Here is a 19,802-nt window from a genome sequence, read left to right on the forward strand (position 1 = left end):
ATCATGAAACGCCAAACCCTCCTCAGCATCGCTTTCTCGGTTTTCGCAGTTAACGCTTTCGCCGCAAACTCTGCTCAACCTGTGGTCGCTGAAGGCGGCTCGGATCGTCTGATTGAAAGCCGTGTGGCCGAAGGTGGTTCGGATCGCCTGCTGGAAAAACGCGTCGCCGAAGGCGGCTCCGACAAACTGCTGCAGAATCGAATCGCTGAAGGCGGCTCCGACAAACTCCTGCAAAACCGCGTCGCCGAAGGCGGCTCTGACAAACTCCTGCAAAACCGCGTCGCTGAAGGCGGTGCGGATCGACTGATCGAAAGCCGCGCTGTCTGAATGCAGTGCTTTATCGCAACACTCAACGAAAAGCCCGGCCTCAACAGCCGGGCTTTTTTGTGCACATAAAATAATTCAATCGGAACTACTTCAGTGCCTTTTTATTCACATTAGAAAGTTACATTTACTCGACAAACGGTAGCACTTTTTCACTACAAACTGTCATTTATTACAGTTGTCACACCCCCCTTTTTGCTCCCTAATGAATCTGTCATCTAAGGAGGGGAGTTGCTCCACTCCATGCGATAAATTGAATCAATTAAATCCTCTCTTTGGAGTGCTCACCATGAATGAACTTCAAAACAATTCGTTTCGCAAGGCCAAACTCGAAAACGATATATCCCGCACGCGCAGCGTCGAACTCTTGCCTGCGCCGTTAGTGATGGAAATGGATGGACGTACCCACATTCTTTATGAAGGCGAGATCGAAGAGTCGGGGGCGATTACTCGACTGGCGGTCTATCCGGACATGGCGTGCGGCGACCGCATAGTGCTGACCTGGAAGAACACTGTAACCGAGAGGGATTTCTCAGCCGAGCTGAAAGTCAGCGATCCAGCTTCTTTCCTCGACATTAGAGTGCCGAAGAGCTTTGTGTGCGATTACATCGATAATCTCGAAAGATTTCAGGTCACATATGAAGTCTTCCCCGCCGCTGGTGGCCCCCCACGGCATTCAGAATCTACCGACGTCAATTCCGTCAAGTTAGCGGGATCTTTGATCCCTGCCCCAAAGGCGCCCGAAGCTAAAGATGGAAATCTGAACTCGCAGCATGATTACCCCGATGGATTGACCATTCACCTCCCTGCCAGGTTTACAATTAACTGTACCTGGACGAGCTACGGTCGTGATGGCAGAGTCCTCTATTTTGAGATATGGTCCCCGCAAGATGCTCCCACTACAGTCGTCGTGCCTGCGATACTGAACTTCATAGAGGCAGGCGGAGAAGTTCGTGTCAGCACTTTTAGCGACAATCCGGAAGGCTATATTTCCGACTCGGTGCCTCTGGTTCTGAAGGTGTTGTAACGCTCGTCTTCGACAGAAGTAGACAAGCAACTGAAGTCCGACGCCTGCGTAACCCTCTTCAGCATCGCTTTCTCGGTTTTCGCAGTTAACGTCTTTGTCGCAACTCAACGAAAAGCCCGGCCTCGACAATAGTGCCGTTCACTTAAGGACGAACACTGTACCTGTGGCGAGGGAGCTTGCTCCCGCTGGGGCGCGAAGCGGCCCCAAAATGGGACTGCTGAGCAGTCCAACGGGAGCAAGCTCCCTCGCCACAGGTTACTGATTGCTCGCTCTATCTCTTAAATGAACAGCATTACGGCCTCGACAGCCGGGTTTTTTCGTGCTGGTTATCCGTCGTTAATGTGCTTTCGCGTGTCGCGAGAGGCCAATCTTGATGCCAACCAGGATGGGCGCGGCAAAGACGAACAGCAGGGCCACGGCGAAGAACGCCGTATCGAAGGCTATCACCGTGGCCTGACCTGACACCGCCTTGCCCAGCAGGCTCGTGGCCGCCCGGCCAGCGGCCACCTGATCCATGCCCTTCCCCGCCAGCATCGCGGTTGTGGTCATCAGCCGTTCGATGAGCGCGTTTCCTCCCGGGGTGACGTTGGCGCCGAGGACCACGCCATTGCTGACAACCTGATGGTCGATCAAGGTCTGTAGCCCCGCGACGCCCATCAAGCCACCCAGTTGCCGCCCCGTATTGAACAGGCCGATGCCGCTGGCCAGCTTGCGGCTGTTGAGGTGGCTAAAGGCGATCAGCGTGATCGACAGAAACAGGAAGCCAAGGCCCAGGCCGCGCAACAGGATGGCCGCCATCATGTCGTCGCTGCCGCTTTCACTGGTGGAGCCGGACAGCATCCACATCGCCGCCATGATCAGCAGGATGCCAAAGGGCACGGTCGCCACCGGCGGCACGCGGCGCACGGTGAACATCCAGGCGGCGATGAGCAGCGAACCGGCAAAAAAACCGCCACTGGGCAACAGGAGCAGACCGGCATCGGTCGGTGTGAACGCAAGTACCGACAGGGCAAACGCCGGAATCAGGTACGCACTGCCGAACAGCGCGGCACCGGCGACGAAGCTGACGCAAAAGGCAAAGGTGAAATCGCTTGTTTTGAACAGGCTGAAATCGAGCAGCCCCTGGCCGTTGGCCAAAACCTGTTGGCCGAGAAAGGCCAGCAGCGCGGCGCCGCCGATCACCGTCATCACTAGAATGCGCGGTTCCTCGAACCAGTCCCAGCGGCTGCCCTGGCTGAGCACATAGGTGAAGCAGAACAGCGCGGCACCGATCAGTGCACAGCCGAGCCAGTCAAACGGACGTTGCCGGACCTTGGCGGGCATGGGGTGATCGGCGATGAGCAAGAAGCCGATCGCCGCCAGGGCCAGTGGCACCACGCTGAAGAAAATCCAGGTCCAGGACTGGCTGTCGATCAACCACCCTTGAAGGGCTGGTGCGAGGGTACCGGGCGCGACCACGGAGCCCATGGCGAACAGAGCTTGCAGGATCGGCTGAACGGCGCGTGGATAGCTGCGAAAAATGATTGCCTGGCCCGCCACCAGTAAAGTGCCGCCGGCGAAGCCTTGCAGGATGCGCAGTGCGATCAGCAGCTCCAGCCGGGCGGTAACGGCAGCCATGCAGCACGCCAGGCCCATGACCAGGATGGCGCCGATGAGCACGTTGCGCGCAGAAAACCGCTGCATCAACCAAGGGGCGGTCATGAACCCGATCAGCTTGAGCGCGATGTAGCCGACGTCCAGCCAGGCGAACTCGTCAGGCGTGGCATAGGTGTCGCCGATGATGTCGCCGCGGCCGAGGGCCAGCACGGTGCTGGCGATCGCTTCCGTCAACGTCGCCAGCACGATGCCCACCATGAGCAGGACGCCGGTCCTGGTTCTGATGCTGCTCGGCGTGGCGCTGGCAAGGGTGTTCATGAGCCGGCCCCTTGCGCAACTTCCACCCGCGCGGACAGGCCCGGCACGATGCGCCCCGGCAGCGGATTTTGGGCCAAGCGGATCTTCACCGGCACGCGCTGCACGACACGCACAAAGTTCCCGGTGGCATTGTCGGGCGGCAGCAGGCTGAACGCCGAGCCACTGCCCGGTGCAAAGCTGTCGACCACGCCCTCGAGTGCCGCATCGGGGTAGCCATCGACCGTGACGCGCACGGGCTGACCGGGGCGGATATGTTCGAGCTGGGTCTCCTTGAAGTTCGCCACCACCCACACATCGTTGACCGGCACGATATCGAGCAGGGAGACGCCCGGCGTGACGAAACGGCCGAGGCGAACCTGACGGTTACCGACCACGCCATCCACTGGTGCGTGCACCACGGTGTGATCGAGATCGATCCGGGCGAGATCCCGCGCGGCCTGTGCTTGCGTCACGGCGGCCACTGCAGCCTCGCGCTCGGCCACAAACACCGCAATGCGTTGCTGTTGCGCCTCGACCGTTGCCGAAGCGGCCGAAACCGAGGCCACGGCTCTGGATTGCGCCGTGCCGGTTTCATCGACCAGGGCCTGGCTCACCGCATTGCTGACGATCAGTTTACGGCTGCGGTCGTGGGTCTTGGCCGCCAGGCTCATGTCGGCGGTGGCCGAGCGCCTTTGTGCTTCGGCCTGCCTGATCAGCGCATGCTGAAGCCGGATCTGCGCATCGACATGGGTCAGGCGCGCCTGGGCGGCGCTGACATTGGCCTCGGCTTGCGCAAGTTTGGCGCGATAGTCGCGGTCATCGATACGAAACAGCACATCACCGGCACGCACGGTCTGGTTGTCCCGGGCCTCGACCGCCGTGACATAGCCGGCCACCTTGGCGGCGAGCGAGGTGACATCCCCGCGGACATAGGCGTTGTCGGTCGAGGTCACGCCACTTGAAAACGCCATGGCTCCCCAAACCGCCACGACCATCAAGGCCGCGACGCACAGCAACAGGCCAATGGTCTTGCGCTTGCTTCGCCGCACCACGACCACAGGCGTTGCGCCGCTTGCGCTGGTGGCAATGGCGGCCTTGTCCAGGAGCGAGTTCATTTTTTCATTTCCTGTTCAGTGCCAAGAACTGACTCAGCCACTGGGCGACAGGGTCTGCCGCCCGGCTGCCGAGCCTTCATGAGCGCGTTGCCCGGCTCACTTCTTGAGAGGTGTTACGAGTACCTTTTCGTCGGTGTCGAGGACGAACACCGCCAACAGGCGTGCAGGTTGAGTGTCGCTGGCGTTGGCGCTGACCAGGTGCACGGAACCCGGCTCCTCTACGAAGTTTTCACCAACGTTGTAGATCTTTTCCGGTTCGCCTTTGACCTCGATGCGAAACGAGCCCTCCAGCACCGTTGCATAGATGAAGGCCGTTTTCGGATGGGTGTGGGCCGGCGACGCGGCACCCGGCCCATACTCGACGACCACGCCCCTCATGCTCTTGCCAGGGATGTTGGGGATGGGACGGTCGAACACCACCGTCACCTTGCCGTGGGGCGGCTCGGCGGCCGATGCGGCGCTGATCGAGAGCGCGGCGAAGACAGCGGCCATTAGCAATCGGGTAACCATGGGATTTCTCCTGGATTGGTAGGGAAATGTGAGGGTGCGATCCGTTACTGCGCCGTCGACCGGGCCAGCCAGTCGTCGAAGCGGATCGCCCCCAGGCGTGCGTTCTTGCCGGTGACCAGCGATTGATCGTTGAGCACGGCGCCGAAGTAGCGCGCGTGCACGTCCGGCACGACCTTGCGGTTGTCCTGGGTCGCCCGCAGATAACGCCTGGCCAGTTCGTCGATCGGCATGGTTTCCGGGCCGCCGACTTCAACGGTGCCATTGAGCGGTGCAGCCAGTACGACATCGGCCAACGCCGCCACCACGTCGTCGGACGCTATCGGCTGGATCAGCGCCGGCGAAGCATGAATTTCCTCGCCAACGGCGAACGACTGGACAATGCCGCCAGCAAACTCGGAGAACTGCGTGGCACGCACAATGGTGTAGGGAACGCTGGATGCCTTGATAAGGGCCTCCTGCGCGACCTTGGCCCGGAAATAGCCGGTATCGGGAAGCCGTTCGCTGCCGACAATCGACAGGGCAACGTGATGACGAACCCCGGCGGCGGCTTCGGCGGCCAGCAGGTTACGGCTCGACGTTTCAAAGAAATCGAGAACGGTCTGGTCCTCCCACGACGGCGCGTTCGCCACGTCGACCACCACATCAGCACCATCCATCGCTTCGGCCAGGCCTTCGCGGGTGATGCTGTTCACGCCCGAGCTGGGGCTGGCGGCGAGCGCTTCATGGCCGCGCTCGCGCAGGGTGTTCACAAGTTTCGATCCAATGAGGCCGGAGCCTCCGATGACGACGATCTTCATGGCTTTTCTCCACTTGTCGACTGCAACCATTGCGTCGGTGTAGAGAGATTGCCTGCGTGCACCAGGCAAGTCCTTGCGCCGGGCTTGGGTTTGCCTTGGCGTGTGCTTGGATTTATGTCCAAAGCCGATGGTGTTCGTCCAGCCGCCCTTGCCGCAGACGGTGCAGCAGGTGTCGAGCTGCCGTATCATCTGCCTCAGTTACCAACCGCCAGCCGCCTGGGACACGGAGTTGAAGGCGCTTCGCCAGGGGATGCTCAACTTGCCATTCACGTTTGAAGACTACGTACTCGATCAGGAGCGCCGGGAGCTGACCCTGCGCGGGCAGGTCGTGGCCGTCGGACCGCAGGTCTTCGACCTGTTGCTGCTGTTCGTCAACAATCCCGATCGCGTCGTCGGCAAGGACGAATTGCTCAAAGCAGTGTGGGGCGACCGGATCGTTTCGGAGTCGACGATCACCAGCCACATCAATGCGGTACGCAAGGCCATCGGTGATACCGGTGAGGAGCAGCGTCTGGTGCGCACCGTCGCCCGCAAGGGCTACCGTTTCGTTGGCCAGATCAACGGCGCCATGACCGGGGAAGCGCGACAGCCTGATATCGATGAACGCGCGAGCGCTGCCCCGAAACCAACCCCCTCCTCTACGCTCGTCCTGCCGGACAAACCCTCGATCACCGTCCTGCCGTTCCAGAACCTGAGCGGCGATCCGGAGCAGGAGTATTTCGCCGATGGCGTCGTGGAGGACATCATCGCCGCCCTGTCGCGTATTCGCTGGCTGTTCGTCATCGCGCGCAATTCCAGTTTTACCTACAAGGGCCGGATAGTGGACGCCCAAGGCGTCGGCCAGGAGCTGGGCGTTCGCTACGTGCTCGAAGGCAGCGTGCGCAAGTGCGGGAACAGGCTGCGCATTACCGGGCAACTGATCGATGCGACGAGCGGGACGCACATCTGGGCGGAGCGCTTCGAAGGCCTGCTCGACGACATCTTCGAGCTGCAGGACCAAATCACCGAAAGCGTCGTCGGTGCCATCGCGCCGCAACTGGAACGGGCAGAAATCGAACGCGCCAAACGCAAGCCAACGGAAAGCCTGGACGCCTACGACTACTACCTGCGGGCCATGGCAAAACTGCACAGCGGCAGCCGGGAAGCCATCGAGCAGGCGCTGCCGATGTTCTACCAGGCCATCGAACTCGATGCCGAATTTGCTTCGGCCTATGGCATGGCCGCCTGGTGCCACTTCTGGCGCAAGCTCAATGGCTGGATGACCGATCGACCAGCAGAAATTGCCGAGGGCATACGGCTGGCGCGTCTGGCGGTGTCCCTCGGCCGCGACGATGCCGTCGCGTTGACCCGGGGCGGACATGCGCTTGCTCATCTCGCCGGCGAGGTCGACGCCGGCATTGCACTGCTCGACAGGGCGCGCCTGCTCAATCCCAACCTCGCCCCCGCCTGGTTCCTGGGCGGTATCCTGCGGGCGCTGCACGGTGAAACAGACGCCGCCATCGAAAACTTGAACCATGCCGTTCGCTTGAGTCCGCTGGATCCGGAAATGTTCAGGATGCAGGTCGGGATGGCGCTCGCGCATTTCTTCGCCGGGCACTTCGATGCCGCTGCGGACTGGGCGGAAAAGGCGCTGGGCAACTTGCCCAGTCTGCTGGTCGCAGCGGCATTGGTGGCGGCCAGTCATGCGCTCGGCGGTCGAATGGAAAAAGCCAATCTGGCGATGCAGCGTCTGCAAAAGCTGGACCCCTCCTTGCGTCTGTGCACCCTCAAGGACTGGTTGCCCATTCAACGGCCTGAGGACTTCGCCCGCTTCGTCGATGGACTGCGGCGGGCGGGGTTGCCGGAGTAAAGGCGACCCACCTTACCCTGTAGGAGCGAGCCTGCTCGCGAAGGTCGTCAACGATGACGCGGGTTTTCTGATTAAACGCGGTGTCTTCAAGTCCATCGTCGGAACGCCGCCCGGAGCAAGCTCGCTCCTACAAGGTAGGCTAAGCTTTGATCAACTCGTTGCTCACGATGCTCGGTTCTGCAGGTTTTGGGTTTTTCTGGAGAGCGTCTGCAACAGCTATCCCAGACTGGCCCAAACCTTTCACGCAGGATTGCCGTGATGACCGAGCCCCTCCTCAGCTTTGATGCACTCAAGCGCGCCGCGGCTGCCGGCGAAATCGATACCGTGCTGGTCTGCATGGTCGACATGCAGGGACGCCTGGTCGGCAAGCGCTTCCAGGTCGAGTTTTTCATCGACAGCGGCCACGAAGAAACCCACTGCTGCAACTACCTGCTGGCCGATGACATTGACATGGAACCGGTGCCGGGTTACGCCGCGGCCAGTTGGAGCAAGGGTTACGGCGATTTCGTGCTCAAGCCCGACATGTCCACCCTGCGGCGCGTGCCCTGGCTTGAATGCACGGCGCTGGTGCTGTGCGACGTGCTCGATCATCACCATCGCCAGGACCTGCCCCACAGCCCGCGGGCGATTCTGAAAAAGCAGGTCGAGCGCCTGCGCGAGCGTGGTTATACCGGCATGTTTGCCTCGGAACTCGAGTTCTATCTGTTCGATGAGAGCTACGAGGCGATCCACCGGCGCAACTATCACAAACCGAAAACCGCCGGCCATTACATCGAGGACTACAACATCCTGCAGACCACCCGCGAAGAGCCGGTGCTGCGGGCGATCCGCAAGCACTTGCAGGCCTCGGGCATTCCCGTGGAAAACTCCAAGGGTGAATGGGGCCCTGGGCAGGAAGAGATCAACATCCGCTACGCCGACGCCATGACCATGGCCGACCACCACGTCATCATCAAGCACGCCTGCAAAGAGATCGCGCAGTTGCAGGGCAAGGCGATCACCTTCATGGCCAAGTGGCGCTACGACGCCGCCGGCTCCAGCAGCCATATCCATAATTCGTTGTGGGACAAGAACGCCAAAAAGCCGCTGTTCTTCGACGCGAAAGCCGAGTTCGGCATGTCGAAACTGATGCGGGCCTGGGTCGCCGGGCAGCTCAAGTACGCCAACGACATCACCTGTTTTCTCGCGCCCTATATCAACTCCTACAAGCGCTTCCAGGCCGGCACTTTTGCGCCGACGCGGGCGGTCTGGAGCCGCGACAATCGCACCGCCGGCTTTCGCCTGTGTGCCGAAGGCAGCAAGGCCATCCGCATCGAATGCCGCATCGGCGGTGCCGACCTCAACCCCTATCTGGCCTTCGCCGCGCTGATCGCGGCAGGCCTGGCGGGTATCGACGAGAAGCTCGATCTCGCGCCGCCATTCGAAGGCGACGCCTATCTCGACGAGCATTTGCCGGAAGTGTCCAAGACCCTGCGCGAGGCAAGCGCCGCCCTCAAGGCCTCAAGCATGTTGCGCGAGGCATTCGGTGATGAGGTAGTCGACCATTACGTGCACACCGCCGAGTGGGAGCAGAAGGAGTACGACCGGCGAATCACCGACTGGGAATTGCAGCGCGGTTTCGAGCGCTACTGAGAACATCATGACTGCGAAGGTGCAACTGATCTCCCCGGTCGATGGCCGGGTGTACGTCGAACGCGATCTTGCCGATGCGGCGCAGATCGAGCAGGCGCTGACGGCGGCTGCCAGCGCACAGGCGTCATGGCAACGCCGCTCACTGAGCGAACGCGCGGCGTTTTGCAGCGCCGCGGTGGACGCGATGCTGTCGATGCAGGCGGACATCGTGCCGGAGCTGGCCTGGCAAATGGGCCGCCCGGTGCGTTACGGCGCCGGCGAACTGCGCGGTTTTGCCGAACGCGCCCGGCACATGATCGCTATCGCACCGCAGGCCCTGGCCGCTATAGAGCCGGAGCCCAAGGCGGGTTTCCGGCGCTTTATCAAACGCGAGCCGCTGGGCACGGTGCTGGTGGTCGCTCCGTGGAATTACCCTTATCTGACGGCGGTGAACACGATCATCCCGGCGCTGATGGCCGGCAACAGTGTGATCCTCAAACATGCATCACAAACCCTGCTGGTGGGCGAGCGTTTCGCCGAGGCCATGCATCGCGCAAAACTGCCCGAGGGGTTGTTCCAGAATCTGCTGCTCGACCATGTGTCGACCGGGGCGATCATTGCTGACGGGCGCGTGCAGCAAGTGAACTTCACCGGTTCCGTGGAGGCTGGCAAAGTCATGGAAAGCGCCGCCAGCGGACAATTTCTCGGCATGGGCCTGGAGCTCGGCGGAAAAGACCCGGCCTATGTCCGGGCAGACGCCAACCTTGAGCATGCGGTGGAAAATCTGGTGGACGGCAGTTTCTTCAATTCCGGGCAGAGTTGCTGCGCCGTGGAACGCATCTACGTCGACCAGAAAATCTACCCGGTGTTTGTCGAGCGCTTCGCCGAACTGACCCGCCAGTATGTGCTGGGCAACCCGTTGGACGAAGCCACCACCCTCGGTCCGCTGGTGACGCCGGGCGCCGCATTCTTCGTTCGTGGCCAGATCGCCGAAGCGCTGGCCCAGGGCGCGACAGCGCTGATCGATTCGAAGTCCTTTGCCGCCGACGTGCCGGGCAGCGCCTATCTGGCACCGCAAGTGCTGGTGGACGTGAACCATCAGATGTCGGTCATGCGCGACGAAAGCTTTGGCCCGGTGGTCGGCATCATGTCGGTGGCCAGCGATGAAGAAGCCATCGCCTTGATGAACGACAGTGAGTTCGGGCTCAGCGCTTCCATCTGGACCCAGGACCTCGCCGCGGCTGAACGCCTGGGCAACGAGATCGCCACCGGCACGGTTTTCATGAACCGCTGCGACTACCTGGACCCGGCACTGGCCTGGACCGGCGTGAAGAACAGCGGGCGCGGCGTCACTCTGTCGCCATTGGGCTACGAACACCTGACCCGGGCCAAATCCTTTCATCTGCGTCACGAGGTGTAGACCATGAACCTGACAGGAAACTGGAACTACCCCACGAGCGTTCGTTTCGGTGTCGGGCGCATTGCCGAGTTGGCCGAGGTCTGTCGCAGCCAGGGTATCCAGCGCCCCTTGCTGGTGACCGACAGCGGCCTGGCGCGCGCGCCGATCACCACGGCGGCACTCGACGCATTGCGCGCCGCCGGTCTTGGCGTGGCGCTGTTTTGTGACCTCAAGCCCAACCCGGTGGAAGCCAACCTGGCCGGCGGACTCGACACCTGGCGTGCCGGCCAGCACGACGGCGTGATCGCGTTCGGTGGCGGCAGTGGCCTGGACATGGGCAAGCTCATTGCCTTCATGAGCGGTCAGACCCGCCCGGTCTGGGATTTCGAAGACATCGGCGACTACTGGACCCGCGCCGACGACAGCCGCATCGCCCCGGTCATTGCCGTGCCGACCACGGCGGGAACCGGTTCCGAAGTCGGGCGTGCGGCGGTGATCATCGACGAGCGCACCCACACCAAACGCATCATCTTCCACCCGAAAATGATGCCCCGCGTGGTGATCAGCGACCCGGCCCTCACCGTCGGCATGCCGGCGAAAATCACCGCTGGCACTGGCATGGACGCTTTATCCCATTGCCTGGAAGCGTATTGCGCCCCCGGCTTTCACCCCCTGGCCGATGGCATTGCCGTGGAAGGCATGCGCCTGGTGGCCAACTCACTGGTGAAGGCGGTACACACCCCGTCGGACCTTGAGGCCCGCGCGCAAATGCTCGCAGCGGCGGCCATGGGCGCCACGGCATTCCAGAAAGGCCTGGGCGGGATGCATGCGCTCTCCCATCCGGTGGGCGCGCTGTACGACACCCATCACGGCATGACCAACGCCACCTTCATGCCCTATGTCCTGCAGTTCAATCGCTCGGCCATCGAGGAGCGCATCACCCGCCTGGCGGCGTACCTGCGCCTGCCCTCGCCGGGGTTCGACAGTTTCCTGGCCTTCGTCCTCAAGCTGCGCAAGGACATCGGTGTGCCCCATACCCTGTTTGAACTGGGCGTGGATGATCGGCAGGCCGACCTGATCGCGGACATGGCGATTGTCGACCCCTCCGCCGGCGGCAACCCGCTGCCATTGACCCGGGACGGCGTGGCAAAGATTTTCGACGCGGCGTTTCACGGCCGTCTGTAGGAGCGAGCCTGCTCGCGATGAACGCCAACGATGACGCGGGGAGCCTGACACCCCGCGTCATCCTCAAGTCCATCGCGAGCAGGCCCGCTCCTACAGAAAACCAAGGTCGAGCCTACGGCGGCTCAGTTCGACCTGTCCAAAACCTGAAGGGGCACACATCATGAACCCAGCAAGCCAGCCGGGCACCGAAACGCACGACGATGACGTCAAGGTGCTGCACAGCATGGGCTATGCCCAGCAACTCTCACGACGAATGGGGGTTTTCTCCAACTTCGCCATTTCCTTTTCGATCATCTGCATCCTCTCGGGCGGCATCAACTCACTGGCCCAGGGCACCTCGGGCGCGGGGGGAATATCCATCGGCATCGGCTGGCCGATCGGCTGCCTGATCTCCGGGGTATTCGCCATGGCCATGGCGCAGATCTCCTCGGCCTACCCCACCGCTGGCGGCCTGTACCACTGGGGCTCGATCCTCGGTAACCGGTTCACTGGCTGGCTGACCGCGTGGTTCAACCTGCTGGGGCTGGTCACGGTGCTGGGCGCGATCAACGTCGGCACCTATTATTTCTTTTTCGGTGCCTTCGGACCGGCACTGGGCATGGAGGACACGACCACGGTCCGGGTGATTTTCCTGGTGTTCCTCACCGGCCTGCAGGCCTTGTGCAACCACTTGGGCATCGGCCTGACGGCCAAGCTCACTGACTTCTCCGGCTACCTGATCTTCGCCACGGCGCTGGCCCTGACCGCCGTCTGCCTGATATCGGCACCCAGCTATGAGTTCGCGCGGCTGTGGACCTTCAGCAACTATTCCGGCGAAGTGGGCGGCGGCGTCTGGCCGCAGGTCTCCAACGGCTGGGTGTTCATGCTCGGGCTGCTGTTGCCGATCTACACCATCACCGGCTATGACGCCTCTGCGCACACCTCCGAGGAAACCCGCAATGCGGCCATGTCGGTGCCGCGCGGCATGGTCATGTCGGTGGTCTGGTCGTTGCTGTTCGGCTGGCTGATGCTCAGCGCGTTCGTGCTGATGCTGCCGAACATGGACGAGGCGGCCAAGCAAGGCTGGAACGTGTTTTTCTGGGCCATGAACACCCAGGTCGACCCGACATTGAAACTCGTGCTTTTCGTGGCGATCTTCATCTCGCAGGTGCTCTGCGGGCTGGCCACCGTCACCTCGGTTTCACGGATGATCTTCGCGTTCTCCCGGGACGGTGGCCTGCCCTGCTCAAAAGCGCTGTCCTCGGTCTCATCGACCCATCGCAGCCCGGTGGCGGCGATCTGGACCGGTGCCACCCTCGCGGTGTTGTTCGTCTGGGGATCGTCGGTGATCTCGATCGGGACAACGCCGGTCTATACCATCGTGGTGTCCTGCACGGTGATCTTCCTGTTCTTCTCCTTCGCCATTCCCATCGCGCTCGGCCTGTTTACCTTTGGTACGTCGAAGTGGCCGACCATGGGACCGTGGAACATGGGGCGTTTCTGGTACTCGGTGTTCGCCATTCTCTCGATCCTGTCGATGCTCATCATTTTCATCATCGGCATCCAGCCACCGAACGATTGGGCGCTGTACATCACCATCGGTTTCCTGGTGCTGACGGCCATCGTCTGGTTCGGCTTTGAAGCCCGGCGCTTCCAGGGGCCACCGGTGGGCGACATGATCGTCAAGCGCCAGGCTGAAATTGCCGCGGCGGAGGCGGCGTTGGACCGAAAATAGAGCAAGCAATGAGTAACCTGTAGGAGCGAGCCTGCTCGCGATGGTCGTTAACGATAACGCGTGTTTACTGGCTAAACGCGGCGCTCTCAAGTCCATCGCGAGCAGGCTCGCTCCTACAGAGTCCAGGCCGCATCTGCCAGGCTTTTTTGCATGGCGATGATTTATCCTGTGCCTCCGATTTCACCCCGGAGACACCTGTGCCCGCCCTCACCGCCCGCGAGGTTTACCAGCCGTTGCGCGATGCCGCCCAGGGCATTTGCACCTTCCAGCGAATCGACGACGCCTGCGAGTCTGGCCATGTACGGGTCGACATCGACGGCTGGCGCCTGACGCTGGAAGTCGACGCCGGCCACTTGCGCCACTGCCTGCACGGCCAAAGCCCCGATGGCCGTGAATATGTGTTCGACAACGGGCAACGCTTCGGCACCGACCCGGTGAGTTTGCTCAGTACCTGGGAGCTGGCGCAGATTGAACGGTTGCTGGCCTGAATCCTTCGCAACCTGTCGTTCCCTGGTCGCACTTGTGATAAACAAGCCGGAGTGATTTTTGCGTCCAAGGAGGTTCTGCCCATGCCCCGTTCCCCACGCCTGCCGCACCGGCTGGCCTGCGCCCTGCTCGGTTTGTTCGCTGGCGGTGCCCAGGCCGGCACGACGCCCCCGGCGCCCGATGCCTTGCAGCCCTTGCTGGCGACGATGAATGAGCGGTTGTACATCAGCGAACTGGTGGCGCTGACCAAGTGGGACAGCGGCAAACCGGTCCAGGACAACACCCGGGAAGCGCAAGTCATCGCCAACGCCCGCGCGCAAGCCACCCAGCGCCAGCTCGACCCCGACGATGTCGCCGACCTGATCGCCGCCCAGATCGAAGCCAGCAAACTGGTGCAATACGGCCGAATCGCACAATGGCAAGCGGCGCACAAGGCACCGGACACGCCACGGCCGGACCTGGGCAACGACATCCGGCCCAAGCTCGACACCCTGCAAAACCTGCTGCTCACGCAGTACGCCGCGTTCCTGCCCTATCGCACTGACCCGAACTGCCCGCAATGGCTGGCCACCGAACGCTCCGCGCTGATCAAGGATTACCTGCATGGCCAGGCGATGATTCGTGCGACCGGGGAGTTGTGTGTTGTGGGTCGATGACAGAGAAGTGATCCAGACGAAGAGCCCGGCCCAATCTGCCGGGCATTTTCTTGGGTCGGCCTCATCAATGTAAAACACCCTTTACATTCGAGAAATCTCCGGCGAGTATGTAAAGGGACTTTTACATCAGGAGGATGCAATGAAGCGCTACTACATCGAAATGGGCGTCGCGATTACGCTGTACACCGTACTGTTGCTGGTGTCGGTGATCTTGCTTGAAGACCAGCAAGAAATGGCCATGGCGCTGAAGATCATCATCACACTATTGCCTGTGATTCCTGCAGGGCTGATGTGTTGGGCGGTGGTGCGCAATATGCGGGCGCTGGACGAAATGCATTTGCGTATTCAGTACGAAGCTCTCGGTTTTGCCTTTGCCGCTTCGGCATTGCTGACCTTCACCTACGGTTTTCTGGAGAATGTCGGCTTCCCGCACGTGTCCTGGGTCTGTGTGTGGCCAGTGATGGGCCTGATGTGGATGATCGGGCTCAGACTTGCCAAGCGGCGCTATCAATGAAAAACCGTCTCAAGGAACTGCGTGCCGAACGCAAGTGGTCTCAGGTCGATCTAGCGGCGTTGCTGAATGTTTCGCGGCAGACTATCAATGCCATCGAAAATGGCCGCTATGATCCCAGCCTACCCTTGGCGTTTCAGATTGCCCGGGCATTTGCGCTACCTATCGAGAGCATTTTCGATGATGAGTTCGCTGGGTAATCTCCCTCTTCAATCAGGCGCCTGTCCATGAGCCACACTGAAACCCTCGCTAAAATCTTCCTCGGCCCGGTGTTGCTGGCGCAAGGTCTCTACACCAGGCGGGTGACGCCCAAGTTGCCGGAGGCCGAGGGCGAGCGTCAGGGCGAGGTCGGCAGCGGCGATGTTTTGCGGTTGTTGATAGTCGGCGACAGTGCCGCTGCAGGGGTGGGTGCGGCGACTCAAGGTGAGGCCCTCAGCGGTCGGCTGGTGGAGCGCCTGGCCGATGATTACCAGGTGGCGTGGAAACTCTGGGCGCGCTCGGGTCTGGACTCGCAAGGGTTGCTGGAGCTGCTCGAACAGCACGCCCCCGAGCCGTTCGATGTGGCGCTGTTGTCGATTGGCGTCAACGATGTCACCAGCTCACTCACCCTGGATCAATGGATCGCTCGGCAACAGCGTTTGATGGCGCTGCTGTGTGACAAGTTCGCGGTGAGGCAGATTGTGGTGTCGCCGCTACCGCCGATGCATTTGTTCCCCGCATTACCGCAACCATTGCGCTGGTTTCTGGGTTTCAGGGCGCGGCGTTTCAATGCACATTTGGCAGATCTGGCCGCACGCCTGGATCAATGTACGATGCTGACTACCCCGCTGCGCCCGGACCGGGCCTGATGGCCAGCGATGGTTTTCATCCGGGGCCGATGCTCTACCGTCAATGGGCCGACGACGCCGCAAGGGTTATCGACCAACGCTTTCGCAGCACAAAAATAAAAAACAGGAGTTGAAGATGTCCGAGCTGAACCTGAACCACAACGTCGCAGCGTCCCTGAAGCAGTGGCACGCGATGATCGACAACCGCGACTTGAGCGGCTTGCCAGAACTGCTCGATCCGCAGGCGGTGTTCCGTTCGCCGATGGCGCATACGCCGTATCCGGGGGCGCCGGTGGTGTCGATGATCCTCAACACGGTCATCAACGTGTTCGAGGATTTCGCCTATCACCGCGAGTTGGCGACGGCGGATGGCTTGAACGTGATCCTCGAATTCAGTGCCAGGGTCGGCGGGAAAGAGCTGAAGGGCATCGACATGATCCGCTTCAACGAACAGGGCAAGATTGTCGAGTTTGAAGTGATGGTGCGGCCGTTGAGTGGCTTGCAGGCATTGGGTGAGGAAATGGGGCGGCGCCTCGGGGCTTACCTGAAGGCCAGCAAGGCCTGACTTATCTGACTCACCAAAAATCCCTGTGGGAGCGAGCCTGCTCGCGATAGCGGAGTGTCAGTAAATATTTTGTTCACTGACCCACCGCCATCGCGAGCAGGCTCGCTCCTACAGGTCCGGTGTTCCAACTCAGATCATGTGTAACCGTTAAACCATCGGCTGATGACTGGTCACGCAGTGAATCCCGCCACCACCGGCGGAGATCGCGTCGATGTCGAGCTGCACCACCTTGCGGTCCGGGTAGAGTTCGGACAGCAGGTCGAAGGCTTTGGCATCGGCTTCTTCATCGCCAAACTGCGGTGCGATGATCGCGCCATTGATCACGAAGTAGTTGATGTAGCCGGCGGCGAAGTCCTGATTGTCTTTGCTGAACCGGCTGTTGCGCGGGTTGAGCGGCGGCGACACGGTATGCACCTGCAACTTGCGGCCATCGGCATCCGTGGCGTTTTCCAGGATCTGCAGATGGGCGCGAGTGACCTTGTAGTCGTAGGACTCGGGGTCATTGTCGAGGTTGGCGATGACCACGCCGGGCTTGACGAAGCGCGCATAGAAGTCGACGTGGGCGTCGGTGATGTCCTTGCCCTTGATGCCCGGCAGCCAGATGATTTTGCGCAAGCCCAGCCGTTGTTTCAGTTCCTCTTCGACCTCGGCCTTGGTCCAGTCGGGATTGCGATTGCGGTTGATCCAGCTGCTTTCGGTCATGATCCCGGTGCCGTGGCCGTCCACTTCGATGCCACCGCCCTCGCCCACCAGTTCGCTGCGCAGATAATCCGCCTTGGCGTTTTCGGCGACCTGGGCGGCCAATTGCGCATCGTCCTCATGCTGCTGTTTGTTGCCCCAGCCGTTGAAGTTGAAGTCCACGGCGCCGAAGCCGCCATTGCCATCGACAACAAAATTGGCGCCGATGTCGCGCATCCAGATGTCGTCCAGTTCGGTGATCACGAAGGTGGTGTTGTGGCTGCCGCATTTGGCTTCGGCCAGGCGCCGTTCGCTCTGGCGACAGAACACGGTGACCGGCTCGTATTCGGCAATGCTGCGGGCGATCCGGCCAAGGGCATCTTGCACGTGGGGCGTGAAGTCCTCCCAGATCGCGGCCTGTGCGCCGAAGGCGATGAAAGCTCGCTGGTGTTTGTCCCCTTCATCGGGCATGTACCACTTGCCGTTGCCGGCCGCTCGCACCGGCAGGCAGGCAAAACCCAATCCCATGGACGCCACCGCGCCCATTCCGGCGGCGACCGATACCTGCTTGATGAATGTTCGACGTGTCGGCATGTGTTTTCCTGAAATCGATGTTTGGCCGGCCCTAGGGCCGGCCGGTGATCATTTGACTGTAGCGGTCTTGAATTTGGTCCAGGTGCGCATGCGTGCCCGCATGTCGGACTGGGGTATGTCCTTGCCGGGAATCAGCCGCCCGTAGGTGGCTTCGTCGAGGTAGATGTCCGGGTTGTTGCGCATCGCAGCATCGACGTCCGGGCGAGCCTTGGCGTTGGAGGTCGGGTAGCCGGTGAAGTTGCTGATGGCCGCCATGTTCTGCGGGCGCATCACGAAGTTGATGAAGGCGTAGGCGTACTCCGGGTGCCGGGCGTCAACAGGAATGGCCATGGTGTCCATCCACACCGTGGTGCCTTCCCGGGGAATGCGGTAGTGGAAGGTGCTTTTCTTGCCGGCACTGTCCGACGTGCGTTGCGCCTGGGTCATGTCGCCGCTGTAGCCGAGGGACATGCACAGATTGCCGTTGACCAGGTCGGTCACCGGTTGCGACTGGAACTTGCGAATGTACGGCCGCAATTTCATCAGCAAGTCACTGGCCGCCGCCAGGTCCGCCGGTTTGGCGCTGCGCGGGTCGCGGCCGAGGTAGTTAAGCACCACCGCCAGCACTTCGTCCGGCGAGTCGATCATCGAGATGCCGCAGTCGGCGAATTTCGCCGCCAGTTCCGGCTTGAACAGCATGTCCAGGCTATTGACCGGCGCATCTGGTGCACGCTGGGCAATCTGCTCGGCGTTGTAGGTCAGGCCGATGGTGCCCCAGGTATACGGGACCGTGGCCTGGCGCGACTGCTCATAGTGCGAGCGCAGTTTCTGCAACCCCGGCTCGACGTCGTTCAGGGCGATGATTCTGGACTGATCCAGCGGTTGCAGGCTGCCGGCGCGCATCAGGCGTTCGGCCACGGTGTCGCCGGGGAAGATCAGGTCGTAGCCACTGCCGCCGGCGAGCATCTTGGCTTCCAAGGTTTCACTGCCGTCCATCACGTCGTAGATCACCTTGATCCCGCTTTCGGCGGTGAACTTGCTCAGGGTGTCTTCGGCAAAATAATCGGCCCAGTTGTATAGCCGCAGGGTTTTCTCTTCGGCGTGCAACGCAGGCACCGCACAGCCCAGCGCCAGCCCCATGGCCAGGCACAATTTGTTGATCGTGTTCATGTCACACCCCTTGGGTTGCCCAGCGTGAGTGGATCTGACGACCGTCCTGGGTCAACAAGGCGCCGTACATGTCCGGACGGCGGTCGCGGTAGATACCCCAGGTCAGGCGGTCTTCGCGCATGGCCGCGAGATCCAGGCTGTGGACCAGCACGCCGGTACTGTCGCGGTCGGCTTCGGCGAGCAACTTGCCCTTGTGATTGCAGATGAACGACGAGCCGTAGAAGTTCATTTGCAGGGTCGGGTCGGTGGTCGCCGCTTCCCGGCCGACCCGGTTGGCCGCCACCACCGGCAGCAGGTTGGCGGCGGCGTGGCCACGCATGGTCATTTGCCAGTGATCGCGGGAATCGAGCGTGGCGCAGCCCGGCTCCGAGCCTATGGCAGTCGGGAACAGCAGCACTTCGGCGCCCATCAAGGCCAGGCAGCGGGCGGTTTCGGGGAACCACTGGTCCCAGCAGATGCCCAGGCCGATGCGCCCGAACGCGGTGTCCCAGACCCGGAAACCGCTGTCGCCGGGGCTAAAGTATTCCTTCTCCTGATAGCCGATGGCGTTGGGGATGTGGGTCTTGCGGTACACGCCCAACAGGCGCCCGTCGGCGTCGGCCACGCTCAACGAATTGAAGTAGGCGTTGCCGGCTTTCTCGTACCAGCTCAACGGCAGCACCACGCCCAACTCTTTGGCCAATGCGGCAAAGCGCTGGAGCACGTGGCTGTCGCGATACTCCTCGGCCAGCGCCAGGTGTTTGTGGTGCTGCTCGATGCAGAAATACGGCGTGGCGAACAGCTCCTGCAACAGGATGACCTGCGCGCCCTTGGCCGCTGCCTCGCGGACCAGTTGCTCGGCCTGGTCGAGGTTGTGTTTCAGGTCCCAGGTGCAGGGCATCTGGGTGGTGGCGATAGTCAACAGTGTCATGG

Annotated in this window: 20 protein-coding genes; 13 read left to right on the plus strand and 7 right to left on the minus strand. The window is 61.6% G+C overall.

Features of this window, described 5'->3' with window-relative positions; genetic code table 11:
- Positions 1–3 precede the first annotated feature (3 nt).
- Both AC3IT9_RS18760 and AC3IT9_RS18765 read left to right on the plus strand, forming a co-directional pair.
- Positions 4–327, plus strand: a complete 324-nt coding sequence (locus tag AC3IT9_RS18760) for a hypothetical protein (RefSeq protein WP_489270686.1) — start codon at positions 4–6, stop codon at positions 325–327.
- 286 nt (positions 328–613) lie between these two features.
- On the plus strand, positions 614–1,351 hold the full coding sequence (locus AC3IT9_RS18765) for a hypothetical protein (protein ID WP_489270687.1): 738 nt from the start codon (positions 614–616) through the stop codon (positions 1,349–1,351).
- 336 nt (positions 1,352–1,687) lie between these two features.
- On the opposite strand, the gene AC3IT9_RS18770 is transcribed toward AC3IT9_RS18765, so the two are convergent.
- The 4 genes from AC3IT9_RS18770 to AC3IT9_RS18785 form a co-directional block, all read right to left on the minus strand.
- Complete coding sequence (locus AC3IT9_RS18770) at positions 1,688–3,265, minus strand: DHA2 family efflux MFS transporter permease subunit (protein ID WP_489270688.1); 1,578 nt, start codon at positions 3,263–3,265, stop codon at positions 1,688–1,690.
- Entirely contained in the window at positions 3,262–4,359 is a 1,098-nt protein-coding gene (locus AC3IT9_RS18775) for an HlyD family secretion protein (protein ID WP_489270689.1), read from the minus strand. Before AC3IT9_RS18775 ends, AC3IT9_RS18770 begins: the two co-directional genes overlap by 4 nt.
- Positions 4,360–4,455: 96 nt before the next feature.
- Positions 4,456–4,869 carry a cupin domain-containing protein gene (locus tag AC3IT9_RS18780; RefSeq protein WP_150726000.1) on the minus strand — a complete coding sequence of 138 codons (414 nt, stop codon included), beginning with the start codon at positions 4,867–4,869 and terminating at the stop codon, positions 4,456–4,458.
- A gap of 44 nt (positions 4,870–4,913) precedes the next feature.
- The gene (locus AC3IT9_RS18785; protein ID WP_489270690.1) at positions 4,914–5,666 is read right to left on the minus strand and encodes an SDR family oxidoreductase; all 753 of its coding nucleotides are present in this window, start codon (positions 5,664–5,666) and stop codon (positions 4,914–4,916) included.
- A 259-nt stretch (positions 5,667–5,925) separates the two neighbouring features.
- Between AC3IT9_RS18785 and AC3IT9_RS18790 the strand changes: the two genes are divergently transcribed.
- The 11 genes from AC3IT9_RS18790 to AC3IT9_RS18840 all read left to right on the plus strand — a co-directional run bounded on the left by AC3IT9_RS18790 (position 5,926) and on the right by AC3IT9_RS18840 (position 16,469).
- Positions 5,926–7,515, plus strand: a complete 1,590-nt coding sequence (locus AC3IT9_RS18790) for a winged helix-turn-helix domain-containing tetratricopeptide repeat protein (protein ID WP_489273529.1) — start codon at positions 5,926–5,928, stop codon at positions 7,513–7,515.
- Positions 7,516–7,773: 258 nt separating this feature from the next.
- On the plus strand, positions 7,774–9,147 hold the full coding sequence (locus tag AC3IT9_RS18795) for a glutamine synthetase family protein (protein ID WP_150725998.1): 1,374 nt from the start codon (positions 7,774–7,776) through the stop codon (positions 9,145–9,147).
- A gap of 7 nt (positions 9,148–9,154) precedes the next feature.
- The gene (locus AC3IT9_RS18800; RefSeq protein WP_489270691.1) at positions 9,155–10,546 is read left to right on the plus strand and encodes an aldehyde dehydrogenase family protein; all 1,392 of its coding nucleotides are present in this window, start codon (positions 9,155–9,157) and stop codon (positions 10,544–10,546) included.
- A gap of 3 nt (positions 10,547–10,549) precedes the next feature.
- Complete coding sequence (locus AC3IT9_RS18805; RefSeq protein ID WP_489270693.1) at positions 10,550–11,710, plus strand: iron-containing alcohol dehydrogenase; 1,161 nt, start codon at positions 10,550–10,552, stop codon at positions 11,708–11,710.
- Between the two features lie 160 nt (positions 11,711–11,870).
- Positions 11,871–13,424: an amino acid permease gene (locus tag AC3IT9_RS18810; protein ID WP_489270694.1), complete on the plus strand. Its 1,554-nt coding sequence runs from the start codon at positions 11,871–11,873 to the stop codon at positions 13,422–13,424.
- A 197-nt stretch (positions 13,425–13,621) separates the two neighbouring features.
- On the plus strand, positions 13,622–13,912 hold the full coding sequence (locus AC3IT9_RS18815; protein WP_489270695.1) for a DUF7693 family protein: 291 nt from the start codon (positions 13,622–13,624) through the stop codon (positions 13,910–13,912).
- 81 nt (positions 13,913–13,993) lie between these two features.
- Positions 13,994–14,566 carry a chorismate mutase gene (locus tag AC3IT9_RS18820; protein WP_489270696.1) on the plus strand — a complete coding sequence of 191 codons (573 nt, stop codon included), beginning with the start codon at positions 13,994–13,996 and terminating at the stop codon, positions 14,564–14,566.
- Positions 14,567–14,705: 139 nt separating this feature from the next.
- Positions 14,706–15,080: a hypothetical protein gene (locus AC3IT9_RS18825; RefSeq protein WP_150753120.1), complete on the plus strand. Its 375-nt coding sequence runs from the start codon at positions 14,706–14,708 to the stop codon at positions 15,078–15,080.
- Positions 15,077–15,277: a helix-turn-helix transcriptional regulator gene (locus AC3IT9_RS18830; protein WP_007988375.1), complete on the plus strand. Its 201-nt coding sequence runs from the start codon at positions 15,077–15,079 to the stop codon at positions 15,275–15,277. Before AC3IT9_RS18825 ends, AC3IT9_RS18830 begins: the two co-directional genes overlap by 4 nt.
- 27 nt (positions 15,278–15,304) lie before the next feature.
- Positions 15,305–15,925, plus strand: coding sequence for an SGNH/GDSL hydrolase family protein (locus AC3IT9_RS18835; protein ID WP_489270697.1), 621 nt, complete (start codon positions 15,305–15,307; stop codon positions 15,923–15,925).
- A gap of 115 nt (positions 15,926–16,040) precedes the next feature.
- Positions 16,041–16,469 (plus strand): nuclear transport factor 2 family protein, encoded by a 429-nt coding sequence (locus AC3IT9_RS18840; protein WP_489270698.1) that lies wholly within the window; start codon positions 16,041–16,043, stop codon positions 16,467–16,469.
- A 147-nt stretch (positions 16,470–16,616) separates the two neighbouring features.
- Here AC3IT9_RS18840 and AC3IT9_RS18845 read toward each other — a convergent pair whose 3' ends face one another.
- Genes AC3IT9_RS18845 through aguB form a run of 3 tightly spaced genes read right to left on the minus strand, consistent with a single transcriptional unit; the run spans position 16,617 to position 19,800 of the window.
- Positions 16,617–17,741, minus strand: a complete 1,125-nt coding sequence (locus AC3IT9_RS18845) for an agmatine deiminase family protein (RefSeq protein ID WP_489270699.1) — start codon at positions 17,739–17,741, stop codon at positions 16,617–16,619.
- Between the two features lie 48 nt (positions 17,742–17,789).
- A complete protein-coding gene (locus tag AC3IT9_RS18850; RefSeq protein ID WP_489270700.1) occupies positions 17,790–18,890 on the minus strand; it encodes an extracellular solute-binding protein in 1,101 nt (366 codons plus the stop codon).
- A gap of 1 nt (position 18,891) precedes the next feature.
- Entirely contained in the window at positions 18,892–19,800 is a 909-nt protein-coding gene (gene aguB / locus AC3IT9_RS18855; protein WP_150753125.1) for an N-carbamoylputrescine amidase, read from the minus strand.
- Between the last annotated feature and the right edge of the window lie 2 nt (positions 19,801–19,802).

The sequence above is a fragment of the Pseudomonas sp. KH_046_1 genome, assembly GCF_057839025.1.